This window comes from Lysinibacillus sp. LK3 (assembly GCF_001043675.1).
Classification (GTDB): domain Bacteria; phylum Bacillota; class Bacilli; order Bacillales_A; family Planococcaceae; genus Lysinibacillus; species Lysinibacillus capsici.
In genome coordinates, this window is record NZ_LDUJ01000013.1 from 19634 (window position 1) to 42146 (window position 22513).

Genomic DNA, 22513 nt, shown 5'->3' on the forward strand with positions numbered 1-22513 from the left:
TGAAATGTATATGATAGAAAGGCAACACCAAATTTTGCAGTTTATACGTCAACATAAGGTAGTAAAATTAGTAACACTTACAAAAGAGTTTAACGTTTCAATGGAAACGATCCGTCGTGATGTCCAACAGTTGATGCAAGACAAAAAAATTGAAAAATTTTATGGGGGCGTTAAATATATTGAGCCAGTAGAAGGACTAATTGATCACCGACTTCACGAACAGTTAACAGAGAAAATCGCCATTGCCAAAGCATGTGCTTCGCTCGTTCAAGATGGGGAATGTATTTTCATTGATAGCGGAACAACTACCTATCAAATGACACCATTTTTATTGGACAAGGAAAAACTAACAGTGGTGACAAATTCACTACCTGTAGCATTTGATCTAATCGGCTCTAACATTGAGGTTATACTGCTTGGGGGTAAAGTACGCCATTCTGAAAAATCAGTGACATCAAATGAATTTTTATTTCGCTTCGAGCATCTTAATATCAATAAAGCTTTTATTTGCGCTAGTGGCGTTTCAATTGAAAAAGGCATATCTGATTTTAGCTTGGATGAAGCGATTACTAGAAAGCAAATTATTTCCATCTCTCAAAAAGTCTACGTAGCTACAGATTCCTCAAAATTTAATAAAGATGTAGCGATTCAAGTTTGTCCAGTGGATGACGTAGATGTCATTATCACAGATGACGCACTATCCAAAAAGACGATTCAACATTTTTCGGAAAAAGGTGTTCAAATAAAAACCGTCAATATGGCATAGACCATTAATCAATAAAAAACAACTAGTTGTAAATTTCACAACTAGTTGTTTTTCATTTTTAAATAATGGATAGCTTACGCATAATTTTAGAGAGACCATCCTCGTCTACATGGTCTGCAATATGATGAGCAACTGCCTTCACTCGCTCATGGCCATTTCCCATAGCAACACTTGTCCCAACTGCCTGTAGCATCTCAATATCATTTATGCCATCGCCAAAAGCAAAGGCATCTTGTAAAGTGATGCCCATTTTTTCAAGCACCTTTTCAATACCAGCAGCCTTCGAACCTCCCTTTGGCAAAATATCACAAGAATAACGATGCCAACGTACAAATTGAACATTTGGGAATGCTTCATTATATAAAGGTTCATCTTTTTCTTCCATAAAAATAAGTGTTTGATATACATTGTTCTGCATATAATAAGATGAGTCTAATTCTGGATACGGATATTTAAGAGTATCTAAGCTTTCAGCTACCATACGATGATCGCCAACTGAGGCAATCATCCGTTTATCATCTAAAAACACTACCGGTTCGTTACGCGCCTCACCAAAGGCAATAATTTTAGCTAGTTCATCTTTCGCAATCCCATTTGTATAGACAACCTCACCTTTATAGACAACATATTGGCCATTGAAGGTAACATACGTATCGATCTCTAATTCTTCTAGCAATGACTCAATCATAAATGGTGCTCGACCAGTAGCAATTGCCAATTCATAACCATTACGTCGTGCTGTCAAAAGTGCCTCTTTTGCAGATGAAGGTAACTTTTTTTCACTGTTATAGAGAGTACCATCGACATCAAAAAATAAAATTTTGTTCATTCTATTAACCCTTTCCATAAATATTATCCTTTCAAGCTAAATGACTTTACATAGACAATAATTTTAATTATAATGATCCTAAGGAGTGATGTGCCATGCTGAAGAAACTCAAACGAAAATTATTGAAGCAACTTCGCGGCGTACTCGGAAAAAAATCAATTGCCTAACATTTGCCCTTCATTATTTGAAGGGCTTTTCTTTATTTTAGAGGAAGTGCGTGATAATATAAAGGAAATGCATTTATTTGGCTATACGCAACCACTGTCTCACTACTTCCTATACAATTTTATAACATAGTGCACATCTGAAGCATTGAGATACAAGTATTACAAACGTACATTTCTTCAATAAAAGAAATTCGTTGTTTTCTTGTAGCACGTGTGTGGTAGTAGTCAAAGGTGCAAGAAAATTGTACGCAATTAAAGGAGAGCAAACTATGATTTACAAAGTTTATTATCAAGAAAATGCAAATGAGATTCCAGTTCGCGAAAATACTAAAAGTCTATACCTAGAAGCTACTTCAGAACGTGAAGTACGTGAAAAGCTAAAAGACCGAAACTATAACATCGAGTTCATTCAACTGCTTGAGGGTAACTACTTAGAGTACGAACAAGCAAGCCCGAACTTCGTCTTGGAGGAAATTTAACAAACATGAAGTTTGTTAAAAATGACCAAGCAGCTGTTTTCGCGCTCGGCGGACTGGGCGAAATCGGCAAAAACACTTATGGCGTTCAATTTCAAGATGAAATTATCTTAATTGACGCCGGTATAAAATTTCCAGAAGACGACTTACTCGGCATTGACTATGTTATTCCTGATTACACGTACTTAGTACGTAATGTCGATAAAATCAAAGGACTGTTTATTACCCATGGGCATGAGGATCATATTGGTGGTATTCCATACCTTTTACGTCAAGTAAATATCCCTGTCTATGGCGGTAAGCTTGCACTTGGCTTATTACGTAATAAATTAGAAGAACATGGCTTGCTACGTACAACAAAACTCATTGAAATTAAAGAAGAGGATGTTATTAAATTCAGAAAAACATCTGTTAGCTTCTTTAGAACAACACATAGTATTCCTGATGCTTATGGAATTGTTGTTAAAACACCACCTGGTAATATCGTTCACACAGGTGACTTTAAATTTGACTTTACACCAGTGGGTGAACCAGCCAACCTAACAAAGATGGCTGAAATCGGACGTGATGGCGTGCTTTGCTTACTATCTGATAGTACTAACGCTGAAAAGCCTAATTTCACAATGTCAGAGCGCACAGTTGGAAAAAGTATCGACGAGATTTTCCGTAAGGTGGATAGCCGTATTATTTTTGCTACCTTTGCATCAAATATTCACCGTTTACAGCAAGCCACAGACGCAGCCGTAAAATACGGAAGAAAGATTGCTGTCTTTGGTCGCTCAATGGACAATGCTATTACGATTGGTCGTGAGCTAGGTTACATTACTGCTCCAAAGGATACATTTATTGATGCTCAAAGCATCAATAGACTTCCTGCAAACGAAGTGATGATTTTATGTACAGGCTCTCAAGGTGAACCAATGGCTGCCTTGTCGCGTATTGCCAACGGGACACATCGTCAGATTCAAATACAGCCTGGCGATACAGTTATCTTTTCTTCTTCACCAGTACCAGGTAATACCGTGAGTGTTAATAAAATCATTAATTTATTGTTCCGTGCAGGTGCAGAAGTCATTCATGGTGCATTAAACAACATTCATACATCTGGTCACGGATCTCAAGAAGAACAAAAACTGATGCTTCGTTTAATGAAGCCTAAGTTCTTTATGCCTATCCATGGTGAATTCCGTATGTTAAAAATGCATACACATTTAGCTGAAGATTGCGATGTTCCACTAGACAATACATTTGTTATGGAAAATGGTGATGTTCTAGCACTAAGTGCCAATGAAGCACATGTAGCTGGGCGTATTCCTTCAGGAGATGTTTACATTGATGGCAATGGTATTGGCGATATCGGTAATATCGTGTTACGTGATCGCCGTATTCTTTCTGAAGAAGGTTTAGTGATTGTAGTTGTAAGTGTTGATATGGAAAACCAAAAAATTGTTTCTGGCCCTGACATCATCTCACGTGGATTTGTCTATATGCGTGAATCAGGTACGATGATCAACGAGGCACAAAAAATGCTAAACCGTCATCTGAATGAAACAATTCAAAGCAAAACTCCTCAATGGACAGAATTGAAAAATGAAATTACAGACGTATTGGGACCTTATCTATTCGAAAAAACAAAACGTCGTCCAATGATCTTACCGATTATTATGGAGGTTTAACCTCGTAAAAAGAAACTATGTAAAATTTACATAGTTTCTTTTTTATTTTTGAAACCTCCTTTTTATTTTTGCGTATATAGTAATAACAACATCAAAAAGGAGCGTTTTTATGCTAGATAAAATTCTTCATTCCTTACTCAATAGTAAATCCAAACGCCATTATTCTTCATCAAGTAGCCGTAGTAGATATTCAAAGCGACATAATTATTATGGTCACAAGCATTATAAGCGTGGCTCTCGTAAAAGCTCACGCAGTTTTTTCAGCTCTATGAGTTTCTTTAGTAGCTAATGTGGTGGAAACGAATTTCCGAAAAAAGTTTTGACCAGGCTGTAGAACTTTACATAGCCGAACATCCCGATTTTTCTTTTAAAAAATTCCTTGGCTATGGCTCATATGGTCGTACGTATTTAATTGAAGATTGCTCGTCAGCAAGTCTATTTGTTTTAAAATGCTTGCGACCCAAACATCGTCACCACCAGAAAACCATTCATAAATTTCAACAAGAAATTCACATACTCCAGCAACTTTCACTACCCTATGTTCCTACCATCCATTCAGCAGGAACAATTTCAGACAGCCCATTTTTTATCATGGACTATGTCAATGGGCAAACTTTTGAGGAGCTTATTTTTCAGAATGGTACCAAATTTACAATTGCTCAATCCCTTGCTATTACAAAGCAATTATTAGAGCAAATTGTACAGTTACACAATTATGGTATTGTACATCGCGATTTACGGATTCCGAATATATTGTTAGTGGGTCAGCAATTGCATATTATTGACTTTGGTCTAGCTACCACTTATCAAAAGCAAATCGATATCTCTACGATTGAAAATCCAAAACGTGCCGAAAATCATATTAGTGATCTTTATTTTGTCGGCCATTTTTTATTATTTTTACTATACTCAGACTACAAGCCAAGCAAGAAAAAAGAGAAAGCTTGGCAGCAGGAATTAAAATTACCAATCGAAGTCCAAGATTTTCTTGAGCACCTATTATGGATTCAAGAACCCTTTGCAAGTGCGTTAGAGGCCTTGCAATCTATGCCCCCATCCATAGATAAAAACAATTAAAAATAGAATTGTTCACCGCCAAACGTGAACAATTCTATCCTAGAATTCAAATATTAAAGTATTTTGCAGTTACATATGCAATCCAATGATACGCTGGGTCTAAACGTAGATTTTCAATTAGCCCCTTAATGATTGCTTTACCATAAGTAGGATTTTCTATTTCTTGCTTTAACAACTCAATGGATTCTTTTTCTATAGAATCCTCAGTATGATTTATATTTTGCTCCAATAATTGTAGTAAAGCATCTTTTGACACGTCTTCCTCACACGGCTTTGCAATAAACGGTACAAGATCTGCTGTAATAAATGGAATGGTTGTATGATGGGCAATAATATCTGTCTTTTCTGCTAAAGATTTAGCTAATTGCTCTAAATCAAGTGGCATATCTGAAAAAATAAAAAGCTCAGCATAGCTCTTCATAAATCCTTTTATGCAGTACATTACATCATATTTCATTTCTTTTAATTGATCCTGATAAAGCTGCTCAAGCATATAGAGAATTGATTTCGACATTTCTGCTTCATACGCTGTTATTTTATGAAATAGCTCTTTTTTTGTTAAAAAGACCTTTTCATTAAAGAATACACGTGCAGATGCAGAATGGTCTTTGAATGCTTGAAAAATACTTTTATAAAATTCAACCAAAACAGTTTCTTTGTTATACGTTCCTCTGACTACTTGGTCAACATCTGTAATAAACTGCTGTAAATAGTAATCAACCATAGATATAACAAGCTCATCTTTGGTTTTGAAGGATAAATAAAATGCACCTTTAGAAATCCCGCAGCGTTCTGTGATTTGTTGTACTGACGTAGCTTCAAAACCCTGTTCAGAAAACAGTTCTAACGCTTTCTCCATAATTAATTGCTTTTTTAACATATTTTCAACTCTCTCCTAATGCATTTCGTTGACAAATGACCGATTAGTCATTAGTATAAATAATTGAATTTAGATAGTCAATAAAGGGTAGGTGTGAAGGTGAAAAGTTTAGTTAATTTCGTATTAAAGAACAAATTGGCAGTGTGGTTATTAACAATTATCATCACTGTCTCTGGTATTTATTCGGGTACAAGGATGAAAATGGAATCGATACCTGATATTTCGATCCCGTATTTAATTGTCATGGGCGTATATCCTGGCGCAACGCCTGAACAAGTCATGAATGAACTTTCCATTCCGTTCGAAAAATCCATAGAAAGTTTAGAAGATGTGAAGGCTGTTTACTCAACTTCCTCTTCCAACGTAGCACAAGTTCAAGTGGAATACGACTATGGAATTGATATGGATGAGAAAAAACGTCAATTAGAAGCAGCTTTAGATAATCTTAAACTACCTGAAGGTGCTCAAGAGCCTACTATTATGGCAATCAGCATGAACATGATGCCCGTAGTCGCTTTATCTGTAAGTAGCTCTAAGGAAGATATTGTTGATTTAACTTCAACAGTAGAAGAAGTTTTACTGCCTAAAATCGAAAAGATTGATGGTGTTGCATCTGCTACCATCACAGGGCAGCATATTGAACAAGTATCGTTTAAATACGATGAAGAAAAAATGGCAGCACTTGGTTTAACAGAGGAAACTGTTAAACAAATGATTCAGGCAAGTGATATGTCACTATCACTTGGTTTATATCAATTTACTGTCGGGGAACAAGCCGTTTCAGTAGATGGTAAGGTAAAATCAGTGGATGAACTGAAAGACTTATTAATTCCAGTTACACCTTCAGCTACAAATCCTTCACCTTTCGTTCGTCTAGGTGATATTGCAAAAATTGAAGTAGAAGGTAAAGTGCAATCTGTTTCACGTACAAATGGTCAAGATGCCATTGCTATTCAAATCGTAAAAGGCCAAGATGCGAATACGGTAACAGTTGTTAATGCAGTAAAAGACCTTATGAAGGATGAGGAAAAACGATTAGATGGCTTAAACGTAGAGATCTCTCTTGACCAAGGTGCCCCAATTGAAGATTCTGTATTTACAATGATCGAAAAAGCAGTCTTTGGTGGCGCAATTGCCGTATTAATCATTTTACTATTCTTACGTGATTTCAAATCAACGATTATTTCAATTATTTCTATCCCAGTTTCTATCTTCATGGCATTACTCCTATTAAACTGGATGGATATTACATTAAACATCATGACCCTCGGCGCGATTACCGTCGCAATCGGTCGTGTTATCGATGACTCAATCGTAGTTGTAGAAAATATTTACCGACGAATTCACTTAAAACAAGAAAAACTTACAGGTCGTGCCCTAATTCGCGAAGCAACAATTGAAATGTTCAAACCAATTCTTTCTTCAACATTGGTAACGGTCGCTGTATTCGCTCCTCTTATTTTCGTAGGTGGTATGGTAGGCGAATTATTCATGCCATTTGCCCTTACAATGACATTTGCATTAGGTGCATCGTTATTAGTTGCGATCACAATCGTACCTGCTTTATCTCACTTCTTATTCCGTAAAAAGTTATACGGTGAGAAGACTGAAAGCCAACATAAAGAAGTTGGTAAGCTTGCTACCTGGTACAAAGGTGTCTTAGAAAAAGTATTAAATCACAAAATTATTACATCTGTCCTTGCGATTCTTTTACTTGTTGGTTCTCTTGCATTAACACCACTTATTGGTTTTAGTTTTATGGGCTCACAAGAAGAAAAAGTTATGTACTTAACGTATACGCCTGCAACGGGAGAGCTGGCTGACGAAACGGCAGCAAATGTTGAAAAAGTAGAAAAAGAATTAATGAAACGTAAAGATGTTGATATTTTACAAGTTTCCATTACAGATGCGAAGAATGTCGATCCATCAGCAATGATGATGGGTGGAGGTGCTGGCGGTGCCTTAATGTACCTTATCTTTGATCCGGATATGGAAGACTTCCCTAAAGCTCGTGATGAGGTTGAAGACTATGTATTTAACATCGGGCAATCAGGAGAATGGAAGTCTCAAAACTTCACTTCTATGTCGATGTCATCAAACGAAGTCAGCTATACACTGTATAGTGATGATTTAGATAAACTTCGAGATGCTGTGAAACAAGTAGAGGGTGCTCTAAAAGAAGTGGATGGCTTAGAAGATATTAAATCTGATAATGAAGATCCATACGTAGAGCATGTGCTAAAAGTTGAACAAAAAAATGTCCTTCAATACGGGTTAACGACAGCTCAAATCGTGATGGCATTAAATTCAAATACATCACAAGAAGTATTAACTACCGTGAAAAACGATGGTAAAGATATCGATGTCATCGTTCAACGCGATGCTAAAGCAGCTGCGACTTCACTTGATGATGTCTTAGCCACTGAAATTAAAACAGCATTAGGTACAACAATGACTATCGGAGAATTAGTAGATGTTGAGGAAGGTACAACTCTTAACTCATTATCTCGTTCAAAAGGTGAATATTTTGCAACAGTATCTGGTACGATTATCGGTGACGATATTTCAAAAGCCACTACTGCTGCTGATAAAAAAATTGATAAATTAGATTTACAAAAAGGTGTAACACTTGGTGTTGCTGGTGTTGCTGCAGATATGCAAGAAACATTCACTAAGCTTGGTATTGCGATGTTAGCAGCCATTGCCATTGTTTACTTCATTCTAGTGGTAACATTCGGAGAAGGTTTAGCTCCATTCGCTATTCTTTTCTCACTACCATTCGCAGTAATTGGTGCATTTATTGGTTTATTCGTTACAGGGCAGACTATTTCTGTATCTGTCATGATGGGTCTATTGATGTTGATTGGTATCGTCGTAACAAATGCCATCGTATTAGTTGACCGTATCATTCATATGGAACATGATGGTCTTGCCATGCGTGAAGCGATCCTTGAAGCAGGAGCAACTCGTTTACGTCCTATCCTGATGACAGCCATCGCTACAATTGGTGCTATGATTCCAATGGCACTTGGTACTGGCGGTAGTGGGTTAATTTCCAAAGACTTAGCTATTACTGTAATTGGCGGTTTATTATCTTCTACCCTATTAACACTCGTTGTTGTACCAATTGTTTATGAAATGCTATCTAAAATGTTAAAGAAAAACCGTAAAGATATTGAAGAAAATTAATAAAAAAACAACCACTCATGCAATCTTTGCGTGAGTGGTTATTTATTATCCTAAGCTTTTTATTGATTTTCTATTACTACAAAAACTTCCTTGCTTTCCACACCTGTATTTGATACAGCCTTAATGCCGTATGTATAGCTATGCTTAGCAAGAGCTGATTTGTCCACAAATTTAGTGAATCCATCCATATTATAAACAACATCCACTATATTTCGAGGGTCATCATAAGAGCCTTCTTTGTTTCCTGTAAAACGATAAATGACATACTTGCGTGGTTGTGTTACATTTTCGTCTATAATCTCTATCTTACGACCTGCCGCTTCCTTTGTCACTTGCACAACAGTCGGCACGTTCGGCACTGTGTCATCATCCCAAGTTGTTTCTGGTGTCAGTGCTGTGTAATTATATAATTGTTGACTAACAATCGTTGCATAGCCTAGTTTATTGTTTTGAAAGCTTCTTAAGGAGAAATGCATTTGCCCCTCAGCCGCTACCTTTTCCGAACGATTCGCTAGTATTTGACTAGGTAGCTCCATTTTATTTTTCCATGCTGCATCACTATCATTGCCAACTTTGTAATCAGCAAGCCCAATGTATAGATGCACAGGGTGTGTTGTTGCGTAGGTTTGCACTTCATGGCTCCACCAATCTAACAGCGTTCCATATTTCGCAACAGATAATGTTCTTGACCAATAAATTTGTGGTGTAATGTAATCAATTGTGCCATTTTGAATCCATGTTCTGACGTCTGCATATAAATCATCGTAATTATTAACACCAGCCCTTGTATCGCTTCCTGTTTTATCTAGTGATTTATTGCGCCATACACCAAATGGTGAAATACCAAATTGGACATATGGCTTTGTGTCTTTAATGGCCGTGTAAAGATTTTCTACAAGACGGTTGACATTATCTCGTCGCCAATCCTCCACCTTTTTAAAGGAAGCACCATAGTTTTTAAAAGCTGCTTGATCTGGAAAAACTTCATTAGCAACTTTATATGGATAAAAATAATCATCCATATGCACTGCGTCAATATCATAATTAGCTACTAGCTCTCTTACTACGTCAACTAAATAGTCTTGTACTTCTGGTAAACCAGGATTTAAATAATATTGCTTACCGTATTTGATAACCCAATTTGGATGTGTTCTAGCCACATTATCAGCAGCAAGGTCTGTCAGTTTTTGTCCAGACATTGTTACACGATAAGGATTCATCCATGCATGCAGCTCCATACCCCGTTTATGACTTTCCTCTATCATGATCGCAAGAGGATCGTAGCCTGGATTCGTGCCTTGCTTTTTGCCTGTTATGTAAGATGACCATGGCGCTAGATCAGAGGCATACATTGCATCATTTGTTGGTCTTACTTGATAAATAACAGTATTGAATTTATTGGCTTTTAGTTGATCCAAAGTTTGGCGTGCCCAAGCCGTGTACTGCTCCTTCGTCATACCTGCTTTCATATCAAGATTAAGAACGGTTGAAATCCAGACAGCCCTCATCTCCCTTTTTGGCTGTGTCGTGCTTGCCATGGCAGTCTTTGTAGGGATTGTCGATAGGCATAACACAAAAATCATCGCGACTAAAGTTAAGATCTTCCATTTACTATTTTTCTTTCTCATATTTCCTCCATTTGCTATTTTTCTATTTTAGTATATGACAAGTACTCGCTATATGCACGTCTCCGAAGCAACTTTATTGGAATCAATGATAAGTTTCATCTCTAACAAACGTTCCCGATAGTTTCAAAATATGTATAAAAAAACTACTGAAAAGACAATGAATAGTACTTTTCCTTTAAAGAAATCGATAAATATAGATGCATGGCGTTTCATTTTATGAGATTCATTTCACAATTTCCAAATTTTTAAATTCAACCTAGTTTTTGCTTAATTCATTCTTTACGCATCGATGAACTTTATGCTACAATCAACACAACTTATAGAACGGAGGGTATTCCAAATGACAGCTTCAATTAGACTACGATTTCACCTTATTAATTAAATATGTGTACACTTTGCCTGCTGTGCAAGGGAAATGGAATTAGGTCTAGTCTGTTTTAGGAATACTGGAAAAGAGGGGACTTCTACTCCCCTCTTTTTTTGTGTTGTCTTTTACTTTCCACACAGGCACTACTGTTAGAAAGGGATGACGAAATTGGAACATTGGAAACGTAACACAATACTTTTTTTAAGTAGTCAAACGATTTCACTTTTTGGTTCTGCTCTTGTGCAATATGCCATTACATGGTATATCACACTTACAACACAATCAGGCAGCATGATGACCATCGCGATCATTTGCGGCTTTTTACCAACCTTCTTCTTAGCACCTATTGCTGGTGTCTGGGCAGATCGCTATAACCGTAAATGGCTTATTATTTTAGCAGATGGAATGATTGCCTTATCTACGCTAATTCTAGCTATTTTATTTTTAATCGGCTATGATGAGCTCTGGCTACTATTTGTTATATCAGCCGTACGCGCAGTTGGTGCAGGTATTCAAACACCAGCAGTGGGCGCAATTTTGCCACAATTTGTGCCTGAAGAGCATTTAATGAAGGTCAATGGTGCAAATAGTAGTATTCAAGCCTTCATCATGATTCTTGCACCTATGGCAAGTGGTGCATTATTAACGATGGCTTCTATTGAATCCATTTTCTTTATTGATGTGACAACAGCGGCTATTGCCATCGCTATCTTCTTATTATTTCTGCATATCCCTGCACATGCAAAAGCTAATCAGCCACAAACAACAGGCTATTTTAGTGATATGAAACAAGGCTTCATCTATATTAAAGAGCATGCTTTCTTGAAACAATTATTCTTGTTCTTTGCCTTTTTCATGCTGCTTGCTGCACCTGCTGCCTTTTTAACGCCTTTACAAGTTACACGAACTTTTGGCAATGATGTATGGCGTTTGACTGCCATCGAAATGGCCTTTGCCATTGGGATGTTAATCGGTGGTATCGCAATCGCAACATGGGGTGGCTTTAAAAATAAAGTGCATACGATGACATTATCTGCTTTGTTATTTGGTCTTTGTACAATGGCTCTCGGCGTCATTCCTATTTTTTGGTTGTACCTCGGAATCATGGCCATTACTGGCATAGCCATGCCAATCTTTAATACACCTGCAACGGTGTTATTACAAGAAAAAGTGGAAAGTGACTATATGGGAAGAGTATTTGGCATTCTTAGTATGATATCTACCTCTATGATGCCTTTAGGAATGCTAATTTTCGGGCCAATAGCTGATATTATTGCTATTGAGTGGCTACTCATCGGTACAGGATTATTACTCTTCATCCAAGGATTTTTCCTTCTGGGCAGTAAAGTCTTATTAAAAGCTGGTAAACCTACTGCTGAGCATGTTGACTCGCTAGAAAAAAAGTGAAGATTTTATTTCAAGAAAATTGTTAATAAAAAAAATAACATTTAAATTTAGCCTCTACACAATCTCAAACAACGTTGACGCTAAAAAAGCCTTGCTTTATGCAGGGCTTTTTTCGTCTTTATTTATGTCTTGGGAATTTTTTGTGCTTTAGCATCTTGCTTCCCACAATATCTGAATTATAATTATTTAAAATTTAAATGGTCATGAAGATCTCTTCCAATACGCAACAACTTTGGTATCCAAAAAATTTAGATGTTGTCCTTAAAGGAATTTAAAGATATGTATTAGGAAATAGGACGCTTAGAATTTATCTGTACATTTTTCACCATAACTTATTAAAATACGGACTTTAATCTAATTGTACTAAAATAAATCTATTATCATTAAATATAATAACGATGAATAGGACGTCCTACGTTTCCATATTGTATATCTACTTTTAATAGTTTCTGCTTTTCTAAAAAGTCTAGATAGCGTCTAGCTGTAACACGTGCTGTACCTATATAAGCTGATACCTCCTCAGCTGATACTGCCTCGCCACTTTTTTTTATATATGCAAGTACCTTATCTAAGGTAGCTCGATTAAACCCTTTTGGGAGTTCTTCTATAAGAATGGCATCCATTCCTGTTGTTTCTACTACAATTTGTTCAGGAAGACGCTGTTGCATTAAATGATCGACATCATGCTGAGTTAAATCTTGCATACCGCTTATTTTCCTTCTATAGCTTTGATAATTTTTTAAAGTCTGCTCAATCCGCTCAAACGTAAAGGGCTTCATAATATAATCATAGACACCTAAGTGTAATATTCGCTGCACAGTGGGCATATCATTCGCAGCTGTTACAGCAATAACATCAACATGAAGATGCTCTTCTCGTATTTTCCCTAACGTAATAATGCCATCCTGCTCTGGCATAAAAATGTCCATAAAGACAAGCTCTGGGGTTAATTGTTTAATTTTTTGAATTCCCTCAATTCCATTGCTAGCATAGCCAACTAATGAAAAACCTTTGATTTGTTCAATAAATTGTCTGTTCACTTCTCGTACCATTGGATCATCTTCAATCAATAAGACATTTATTACATCCATCTATACTTCTCCTAACTCAAATAAAATTAAGAAACTTGTTCCTTTCATAAATTCACTTGTTACTTCAATATCTCCATTGCCTTTTCTAACAATTTCATAGACTAAATGCAAGCCAATGCCTCGATTTTCACTAGCCTTTGACGAAAATCCATTTTCAAACATACGATCCTGCACCTCTTTGGTCATGCCAATACCGTTATCGGTAACTGCAATCGCTAAGACGCCATCATGCTCGTCTACAGAGATGGCTACATATTTATCTTCCTTAGAAAGTACATTTAATGCCTCAAAAGCATTTTCAATTAAATTGCCAAACAACACAACAAAATCATGATGATCTAATAGAGGTGGAAAGCGTTTAAAATGACTTTTCCGATCAATTTCAACCTCGATACCCAGTTCTTTTCCATAACTTACTTTACTTAATAACAAACCTGAAATATTTTCATTATGAAAGCGTTCATTTAAAAACTTCGTCAATGAGGCTTCATTTTCAGTAGTAACAGTAACATATTCAAGTGCTTGCTTTGTATGTCCCAATTGCAGTAGTCCCGCAATCGTATGAATCTTATTTTTATGCTCATGGGTTTGTACACGTAATGCTTGAACAAAGGCCTTTACACCTGTTACTTCCTCCGCAAGCTTTTTCACAGCTGTTAAATCTTTAAACATAGCAACTGCACCAACTAGCTCTCCATTCACAATAATAGGTACACGATTACTTAAGATACTATGATGATTAATGTAAAGCTCTTGATCATAAACAGGTGTTGCTGTTTCAACAATTTCAGGCAGACGGGTATCAGGCAAAACGTCATAAATCTTTTGTCCAATACAGTCCTCTATTTTCCTAGTAACACCTAAAATATCGGCCGCTTTTTCATTAAAAATAGTGATATTCATTTCCTTATCTACCGCTATTATTCCCTCATGCATGGCATTAAAGGTTTCTGTTCTTTCCACATACATTTTTGCAATTTCATGAGGTTCAAGCCCAAACATTTGTTTTTTTATATGTCGTCCTAGTGTATAGGCACCGAAAATACTGAAAATCAGTGATATAACAATAGTTATCATAATTTCTCGCTCATAACTTTGTAACATTTCCAGAAAATCTGGTAATGAATAGCCAACGACTACAATGCCCACTTGTTCCCTTTTATCATTAATAATTGGCACGAAAGCCCGTATCATAACACCCGATTCTCCACGTGCCTTTGATACATAATAATGTTCACTAAATGCGGCGTTTAAATCCTGCGACTCACTGCGTTTTCCTATTTCCTTACTTACTGGGTGTGATAGTTTAATACGCTCCATATTCATTACAACAATATACTCGGCCTTATGAATCACTCTAATGCCATCTACAATTTTATTAATATTTTTTGCAGATTCTTTTATATTGGCATTTTCCAGATGTACACTAAGCTCTGGTACATTTGATACAGTTCTTGCCACAAGCATTGCCCGCTGTCCAAAATCTTTTTCCTGTTCAGATAATAGGTTACCGAGTAAAAAAATACCACCTAGTAAAAAGGAGAGTGCAATGATTAAAAATGTCACTAACAGTATTTTGCCGTTCACAGGCATTTTCATCATTAAAAAATTCCTTCCTTTCAAATTTGCATTCTCATAATCAGTGGCACACATATTTAGTTTTAAGATTATCTGCAAAAAAATCTTTTGACAACATATTTAATCTATATAAGTAGCAGAAAATATTGAATTTAATGAACAATATTATAAACTGATAATTTTAAAAAAACTTAATTATCACTCTATGTTTTTGTATTATAACAATAATTAATTAACTATAGCGTACCATAACAGAGATAGTTATTGATATTACTATATTTATATGTAAATGTAAGTAAATGTACTTAATGAACGATATGTTTCTTATTTTCTAAATCTCTTTTTTAAAGAAATATTCGCTATGATACTTTTAGTGAAAGCGATATCAAAGAGAAAATTTAGAAAAGAGGTAGCAAAAAATGAAGTTACTGAAAAATTTGACTGTTCAGGTTATAGTGGCTATCATACTTGGGATTATTGTCGGAGCCATTTTCCCCGAGTTCGGTGCCAGCTTGAAAATCTTAGCAGACCTATTCATCAAATTAATTAAAATGTTAATTGCTCCTATTATTTTCCTAACAGTTGTTATTGGAATCGGCAGTATGGGAGATATGAAAAAGGTCGGGAAAATCGGAGGTAAGGCATTGCTTTACTTCGAAATAGTTTCCACAATTGCATTAGCAATCGGAATTGCTGTTGCTTTAATCGTAAGTCCTGGTACGGGCTTGGATACATCAGGTGCATCTGATGCTGATATTTCAAAATATACAACTGCTGCAGCTGAATCTGAGCAAGGCTTGGGTGCCTTCATTTCTAGTATTATTCCAGAAAATGTAGTTGGTGCATTGGCAACTGGTCAATTATTACCAGTCCTATTCTCTGCTGTTTTATTTGGCTTAGCAGCTGCCTCAATCGGTGCACCCGCAAAACCAGTCATCACATTCTTTGAGCAAGTAGCAGAGATATTCTTCAAGATTGTAAGTATGGTTATGAAAATATCACCAATCGGAGCTTTTGGTGCAATGGCCTATACAATTGGAAATTTTGGTTTAAAATCTTTAGGTAATCTAGGTTTATTAATGGCTGCCGTATATATAACAATGTTTTTATTTGTTGTCTTTATTTTAGGTGCCATTGCAAAGTTCTTTGGATTCAACATCTTTAAATTTATCGCTTATATCAAAGATGAGATTTTCTTAGTAATTGGGACTTCCTCTTCTGAATCAGCTCTGCCATCTATGATGCGGAAGCTTGAGAACTATGGTTGCTCGAAGCAGGTTGTAGGTTTAGTCGTTCCTACCGGGTACTCCTTCAATCTAGATGGGACTTCCATCTACCTGTCCATGGCTGCATTGTTTATCGCACAAGCATATGGAATGGAACTAACTTGGATTCAAATCATTACACTGCTCGGAATTTTAATGATTACTTCTAAAGGTGCAGCAGGTGTAACAGGCTCAGGATTTATTACATTAGCAGCAACTTTGGCTGCCTTCCCAATGATACCAGTGGAAGGAATAGCGCTGTTAATCGGTGTAGATCGCTTTATGTCTGAGGCTCGAGCTGTTACAAATTTAATTGGTAATGGCGTAGCTTGTGTTGTCGTGTCAAAATCTGAAAAAGAGTTTGACACAGCTATGGAAGAACGTGCACTTCAGGGAAAGACCACTATATCTTCCTAACAAAAATGGTAGAAATGATAGCCATCTCTTTTTCACTATACTCATTATCATTCGAGTAAAAGCTATGTCCTTATGGATTGACGCTGACAACAAACAATTAGCTTACACTATCACCCAAAATAAAATGTTTACACTCTAGTAAAAAAGTGAAAGTTAATAGTAAGAGGTGATAGTGAATGAATGATAAAAAACAGGCAAAAACACGTAATACGAATAACCCTGATGTATTGGATACAGATAAAGAAAGCATTTTTGATAAACACGAGGACATGAAAACAGTAGATCCAATACCTGTCGAAGAATTGAATGAAAAAGTGAAAGATGAACAACATAAAACCAAAACTAAGGATTCCTCTGCAACAGATAAGCGCTATCCTTAATGTGATCGCTGCAAAAATGAATAAATATAAAAAGTCGACCTAATTCATAATTATGGGTCGACTTTTTTATATACTATTTGTTAAAGGGGGTAAATCATGAGTAAAATACCAATTATGAAAACGGAAAGGTTACTATTAAGACCAATTACACATGGGGATTTAGAAGCAATGTATGACTACTCTTCCAGTGAAAATGTGGCGCGTTATGTGACATGGCAAGCACACACGAGCTTAGAGGATACAAAGGCTTTTATGGCATTAATTTTTAATGGCTATCAGCAAGGCAATTTGATGTTATGGGGTATTGAATATGCAGGCACAATTATTGGAACGATTGATTTTGTGACGATTAATGACACCCATAAATACGCGGAAATTGGCTATGCTTTCTGAGGATTTTTGGAATAAGGGGTACACAACAGAAGCAACAAAAAAACTCATTGACTTCGGTTTTAATGAATTAGATTTAGTACGTATCCAAGCACGATGCTTTGAAGAAAACATTGACTCACAAAAGGTTATGGAGAAGTCAGGTATGCAATTTGAAGGGTTATTACGGAAAAGTATGCTTGTTAAGGGACAATACCAAAATGTAAAAATGTACGCTATCACTGATGATGATTATAGGAACCTCTAGAAAATAAAGCCTTGCTACGATTTGCAAGGCTTTATCATTACAACCATCTTTCCAAACAGTATATCTTCTTAGCTGTGGCATCTATCCTTACTCGTTTGCCTATCGCAATTGGATGCATAGGATGTGTATGACAAATATCCACCTCTGCTAATAAAGGAATCTTTATTCCATCCAACTGTTCAAGTAGAATATGATATGGCTGTCGACCCGTTCCTAAATCATCGTAGCATTCATGTTTCCCCAAAATAATCCCACTAACTTTGTTAAAGACACCATGCAATTTTAGCATTGCAAAATTCTTTTCAACTACAGCAGCATTTTTTAAGCAGTCCTCCACTAATAAAATATCACCTTCCACAATTTTAGGGAAATACGGCGTACCAATAAATCCATACATGGCATTGGCATTCCCGCCAATTAACCTTCCTTCAACAACCCCACCCTGAATCGCTAACCATTCATTCTTCTTGAGTTTTTTATCCACTGTCTTCTCTAGCCAATTAACAGGTTCATCCGACCAATAAGAAGGCATTGGAATTTCGTATGGTAATGCTTGAGGCTTAAAGAAATAATGCTCAAAAAATTTGAAGGTATCATTTACCAATGGTTCAAACTCGCCAAAGGAAGGTACGAGGGCTGGACCATAAAAAGTTGAGATTCCCGTCTTTGCATAAAGTGCCAGTAGAACGGCCGTTGCATCTGAATAACCTACGACCAATTTGGGATGTTGACGAAAAGCCTCATAATCAATATAAGGTAGCATACTATTGGCATTGGTGCCCCCTATCGTAGACATAATCATATCCACATTTGGATTACGTAATAACTCATTCAATTCTTCTGCTCTTTCTTTTGGCGAACCTGAACGATAATAATCAGTTTTACCAGTTAGAGAACCTGTCACGATTTGAAAATTTTTATTCTCGAGAAATGCTTTAGCACGTTCATATCGTTCCAAAGCCGTCACCGTTGCTGGGGAGGACGGGGAATAAATGCCGATGTTTATTTTTGAAGTCATAAGGTAGTTCCTTTCCCAATCAATAGTTTTGACATGTAGTATTCATTAATATATTGTCCATCTACATACAGCGAAGCCCGCTTCGTTCCTTCGATATCAAAGCCCATTTTCTTATACAAAGCAACACCAGCCTCATTATTTTCCATGACGGTTAATTCTAGACGATGTACACCATTCACTATTGCCCAATTTTCTACGTGTTAAAATAAAGCTGTTCCAATTTTTCTTCCTCTATAGTCACTATGTATGCCTATGACAAGATAAGCACGGTGAGCAATTCTTGACGGCTCATTGCCTTGTACAATTAAGTACGCCACAACCTGCTCATCCATTTCAGCAATGAACAAAGCTGAGTGGTGACTATGATATAGCTTATCTATATACTCCCCAAATGGCTTAGGTGCTAAATTGCGCTCACCTGGTCCAAATAACATAAAATTTGATGCCTCTGCATTTGCCATAACAGCTATAATTCGTTCACTGTCATGTCGGGTTGCTTCTCGTATGATCATGTTAAACACGCTCTCCTTCTAAAATATAGTCACCTGAATCCTCAATTCTTTTGTATTTATATGGACCTTGCCACCAAAGTATCATCACCCAGTGTTAGTTTTGCTGGAATTCTCATACTTTTCTTCGTCCCTTCTAGTAGGTTTGAATTTTAGCTACTAGCTTTTCATCCCTAAAATGGAGTGTCTCAGTATCTATGAGTGTGTATTCTTGTAATGTGGGATGATTTTCTATCCAGCGATCAAATGCCCTCCTTCTCTCTTGATCATTATAATGGGGACAATAGGTACCTGATAATAGTCCTAAGCCATTCCATTCCTCAAAATCATCATATGTATTTTCACTATAGCATTTTTCAAACCAACACATTGCCCCAGCACTGATGCCAGCTAATATAATCCCTTTTTGATAAGCTTCCTTTAACAATTTATCAAAACCATATTCTCGCCACTTTTCAAGAAGATAACCTGTATTCCCTCCACCCACATAGATAATATGCTGCGCTAGTACTTTTTCTCGAATGCTTCTATCATGCATATCTTTTTGCAAGATATGGGTTGCATCACAATGATGGAATGCTGCATAAAACTTCTCGATATACCCTTGTGCATCATTACTTGCTGTGGGAATAAAACAAATTTTAACTCGTTCATTTTTCTGAGTTTGTCGTAAAATGTACTCATCGATAAATGAAGGGTTCTGCTGAGAAAACCCACCACCTGATAGGGCGATGATTTGTCTTATCGGTTCAATATTTTTACTTAATTCATAGACAGCTTGTTCCTGCCCAAATCTTTCTAAAATCTGTACATTCTTCATTCCTAATTTTTCGAGCAAGCGACATGATGCCTTGTTCGCTGTTTGTGTTTCTGCCACAATAGATTCTATATTCAGATAATTCAAACCATCCTGAATTACCTGCGTTAGCACTTCAAAAGCTAACCCCTTCCCCCAAAACTGAGGTAAAAATTGATAGGAAAGCTCATATAACTCCTGATCATGGTATTCATCGATCGAGACAAGACCTATAAATTCACCTGTCTCCTTTAAAGTAATATATAAATATGTATTAGGGAATGGCGCTTCTAGCATGCCTTTAAAAGATGCTTCTATATAGCTGTTTGATGGAACACCACCGAGATAAGTTCGAACTTGTTTATTAGAGTAGAGTTTTTGTATATCTGTAAAATGCTCTGGTTGTAATTGTTCGATTACACAATTAGTTGACATGATTTTCATTACATCTAGCCCCCTTCTTTATGTCAAAGTTTAATCTAACTCTCTCGATGAAATCAAATATTTTTTCCAATTTTTTCTTAAAAATAGAATAAAAAAGTAGTGACCAGCATGAATTGCTGTATCACTACCTGCATTATTGCCCGTATTGTTCAAGTAATCGTTGCGTGTTGGTCGATTGTTCGAGTACCTTTTTCTCTTTTGCCCAATAAACCAAATATTGTGCATCATCCACACGAAAAACCATTTGCTGTAACTCTTCATCAAGTTCAGAACTAATAGCCACTTTTAATATTTCTACCTCATAAAGAGGCTTATCCTTCATTTTATAAACGATATGATATACAGGCTTTTCTTCAAAAATAGTTCTTTCCTTTTTGGAAAGCTTCCTTACATGACTTAAAGGATATTTCTCAATAAAGTCTTGTGCTTCATCGCCTGTAGCATGAAATAGCGATTGATCTCCTTGGAATAATTCAATGTCGTCAATTTCTGTGGCATGATCTAGAACAAGAGAAATAGCTTCATCTTCACTTTTTTCTCTGTTTTGCATAATAAAAGCACCGACTAATAAAATACCAGCGAATATAACAAGTCTCCATCTGCGTTTCGTCATTTGCTCTTACCCATTCAAGGCCTTTTTAACAAAGCGATTTATATCAACATCAGCGCCTATAACAAGCATAATATCTCCTAATAAAATCTTGTCACTCGCCTGTGGAGATACGATAATATCAGCCCCACGCTTAATTCCTACAATATTGATGCCATATTTAGCGCGAATATCTAAATCCATAATGGAATAGCCAGCAATCGCATCATTAGCCTTTAATTCCATAATGGAGTGTTCATCTGATAGCTCTAAATAATCTAGAACAGTATTCGACAACATATTATTAGCAATACGAATACCCATATCTCGCTCAGGATGGACGACAAAATCTGCGCCAATTTTACGTAAAACCTTTTCATGGTAATCGTTTTGAGCTTTTACTGTAATTTGCTCAACACCAATTTCCTTTAAAATGATTGTTGTTAATATACTTGCTTGAATATCTTCCCCAATTGCTACAATCACGTGCTCAAAATTACGAATACCTAATGAATTCAACACCGATTCATCGGTTGAATCTGCAATAACAGCTTGTGTAGCAATGGAAGCAAACTCATCTACACGCTCTGAAGAATGATCAATTGCCATTACCTGTGCGCCCTGACTCATTAATTCACGAACAATACTGCCTCCAAAACGTCCAAGCCCTATGACTGCAAACTCTTTTTTCATCATAAAAATCCCTCCGAAAACTACTATACCACCATTGTAGCCTATTCTCTGCGATATGTATTGTCAAAACAAGAGCCAATTCGTCAATGGTGGACAACAAAAAAGACGAGGATCTTAATCCCCGTCTTCAACATATCGTTATTATTCAGCGTTACGCATCTCATCTAGCACGCGGTTTACACGCTTTTCTAGCATTTTCATACCACTACCACCAGCTTGCATATGACGCAGCTGACCATCTTTATCGAACACAAAATATGCTGGAACATATTGGTTTTCAAAAGCATCTGTTAGCTTCATTTCACTATCTACAAAGATTGGTTGCACAATATCATGCTCTGCTGCTACTGCTTTAATTGTGTCTAAATCAGTATCTGCCTCAGAACGTGGCATATGTACTGCTACAACGTTTAATTCATCTTTATATTGATCGCGGAAATTGTTCACATCTGGCATTGCTTCTTTACATAAATGACAGCTTACTGACCAGAAGTGGATTAATGTTGGTTTTTTGCCTACTAATTCTGCTTTAGTTACTTCACCATTTAACCAAGTCGTTGCGCCAACTAATTCAGGCATTTGTTCACGAAGTTTCATAAAAATCCTCCTCTAAAAGATCGTTTGTCTTCAAATA

At 36.5% G+C, this 22513-nt stretch carries 18 protein-coding genes and 2 pseudogenes; 9 read left to right on the forward strand and 11 right to left on the reverse strand.

Annotated features, from left to right (window positions below):
- Positions 1–10: 10 nt before the first annotated feature.
- On the forward strand, positions 11–766 hold the full coding sequence (locus VK91_RS07050) for a DeoR/GlpR family DNA-binding transcription regulator (protein ID WP_053075690.1): 756 nt from the start codon (positions 11–13) through the stop codon (positions 764–766).
- Between the two features lie 58 nt (positions 767–824).
- On the opposite strand, the gene VK91_RS07055 is transcribed toward VK91_RS07050, so the two are convergent.
- Complete coding sequence (locus VK91_RS07055; protein WP_048391954.1) at positions 825–1595, reverse strand: Cof-type HAD-IIB family hydrolase; 771 nt, start codon at positions 1593–1595, stop codon at positions 825–827.
- Positions 1596–2031: 436 nt separating this feature from the next.
- Between VK91_RS07055 and VK91_RS07060 the strand changes: the two genes are divergently transcribed.
- From VK91_RS07060 to VK91_RS07070, 3 genes are all read left to right on the forward strand, one after another.
- Entirely contained in the window at positions 2032–2241 is a 210-nt protein-coding gene (locus VK91_RS07060; protein ID WP_004224712.1) for a DNA-dependent RNA polymerase subunit epsilon, read from the forward strand.
- Between the two features lie 5 nt (positions 2242–2246).
- Positions 2247–3914, forward strand: a complete 1668-nt coding sequence (rnjA, locus tag VK91_RS07065) for a ribonuclease J1 (protein WP_004224711.1) — start codon at positions 2247–2249, stop codon at positions 3912–3914.
- A 288-nt stretch (positions 3915–4202) separates the two neighbouring features.
- Entirely contained in the window at positions 4203–4991 is a 789-nt protein-coding gene (locus VK91_RS07070) for a protein kinase (RefSeq protein WP_048391955.1), read from the forward strand.
- Positions 4992–5037: 46 nt separating this feature from the next.
- Here the strand turns inward: VK91_RS07070 and VK91_RS07075 are convergent, their stop codons facing one another.
- Positions 5038–5871 (reverse strand): TetR/AcrR family transcriptional regulator, encoded by an 834-nt coding sequence (locus VK91_RS07075; RefSeq protein ID WP_004224709.1) that lies wholly within the window; start codon positions 5869–5871, stop codon positions 5038–5040.
- A 99-nt stretch (positions 5872–5970) separates the two neighbouring features.
- Between VK91_RS07075 and VK91_RS07080 the strand changes: the two genes are divergently transcribed.
- Entirely contained in the window at positions 5971–9060 is a 3090-nt protein-coding gene (locus tag VK91_RS07080; RefSeq protein WP_048391956.1) for an efflux RND transporter permease subunit, read from the forward strand.
- A 59-nt stretch (positions 9061–9119) separates the two neighbouring features.
- Here VK91_RS07080 and VK91_RS07085 read toward each other — a convergent pair whose 3' ends face one another.
- Complete coding sequence (locus VK91_RS07085; RefSeq protein WP_048391957.1) at positions 9120–10688, reverse strand: glycoside hydrolase family 10 protein; 1569 nt, start codon at positions 10686–10688, stop codon at positions 9120–9122.
- A 526-nt stretch (positions 10689–11214) separates the two neighbouring features.
- Here VK91_RS07085 and VK91_RS07090 point away from each other — a divergent pair.
- Entirely contained in the window at positions 11215–12462 is a 1248-nt protein-coding gene (locus tag VK91_RS07090; protein WP_048391958.1) for an MFS transporter, read from the forward strand.
- A 383-nt stretch (positions 12463–12845) separates the two neighbouring features.
- Here the strand turns inward: VK91_RS07090 and VK91_RS07095 are convergent, their stop codons facing one another.
- Both VK91_RS07095 and VK91_RS07100 read right to left on the reverse strand, forming a co-directional pair.
- Positions 12846–13553, reverse strand: a complete 708-nt coding sequence (locus VK91_RS07095) for a response regulator (protein ID WP_048391959.1) — start codon at positions 13551–13553, stop codon at positions 12846–12848.
- A complete protein-coding gene (locus tag VK91_RS07100) occupies positions 13554–15155 on the reverse strand; it encodes a sensor histidine kinase (protein WP_016992861.1) in 1602 nt (533 codons plus the stop codon). It lies immediately after the preceding gene.
- Between the two features lie 395 nt (positions 15156–15550).
- Between VK91_RS07100 and VK91_RS07105 the strand changes: the two genes are divergently transcribed.
- The 3 genes and pseudogenes from VK91_RS07105 (at position 15551) to VK91_RS07115 (ending at position 17830) form a co-directional block, all read left to right on the forward strand.
- Complete coding sequence (locus tag VK91_RS07105; protein WP_048391960.1) at positions 15551–16813, forward strand: dicarboxylate/amino acid:cation symporter; 1263 nt, start codon at positions 15551–15553, stop codon at positions 16811–16813.
- 176 nt (positions 16814–16989) lie between these two features.
- Positions 16990–17193: a hypothetical protein gene (locus VK91_RS07110; RefSeq protein WP_004224696.1), complete on the forward strand. Its 204-nt coding sequence runs from the start codon at positions 16990–16992 to the stop codon at positions 17191–17193.
- Positions 17194–17361: 168 nt separating this feature from the next.
- A pseudogene (locus tag VK91_RS07115) lies at positions 17362–17830 on the forward strand (GNAT family N-acetyltransferase).
- A 37-nt stretch (positions 17831–17867) separates the two neighbouring features.
- Here VK91_RS07115 and VK91_RS07120 read toward each other — a convergent pair.
- The 6 genes and pseudogenes from VK91_RS07120 to VK91_RS07145 form a co-directional block, all read right to left on the reverse strand.
- A complete protein-coding gene (locus VK91_RS07120; RefSeq protein ID WP_048391961.1) occupies positions 17868–18848 on the reverse strand; it encodes a S66 peptidase family protein in 981 nt (326 codons plus the stop codon).
- Positions 18845–19360 (reverse strand): annotated as a pseudogene (locus VK91_RS23280) (N-acetyltransferase family protein). Before VK91_RS23280 ends, VK91_RS07120 begins: the two are co-directional and overlap by 4 nt.
- Positions 19361–19493: 133 nt before the next feature.
- Positions 19494–20597, reverse strand: a complete 1104-nt coding sequence (locus VK91_RS07130; protein WP_048391962.1) for a GNAT family N-acetyltransferase — start codon at positions 20595–20597, stop codon at positions 19494–19496.
- 133 nt (positions 20598–20730) lie between these two features.
- Positions 20731–21210, reverse strand: coding sequence for a hypothetical protein (locus VK91_RS07135; protein WP_048391963.1), 480 nt, complete (start codon positions 21208–21210; stop codon positions 20731–20733).
- A gap of 6 nt (positions 21211–21216) precedes the next feature.
- Complete coding sequence (locus tag VK91_RS07140) at positions 21217–21879, reverse strand: TrkA family potassium uptake protein (RefSeq protein WP_004224679.1); 663 nt, start codon at positions 21877–21879, stop codon at positions 21217–21219.
- A gap of 141 nt (positions 21880–22020) precedes the next feature.
- A complete protein-coding gene (locus tag VK91_RS07145; protein WP_004224678.1) occupies positions 22021–22476 on the reverse strand; it encodes a redoxin domain-containing protein in 456 nt (151 codons plus the stop codon).
- Between the last annotated feature and the right edge of the window lie 37 nt (positions 22477–22513).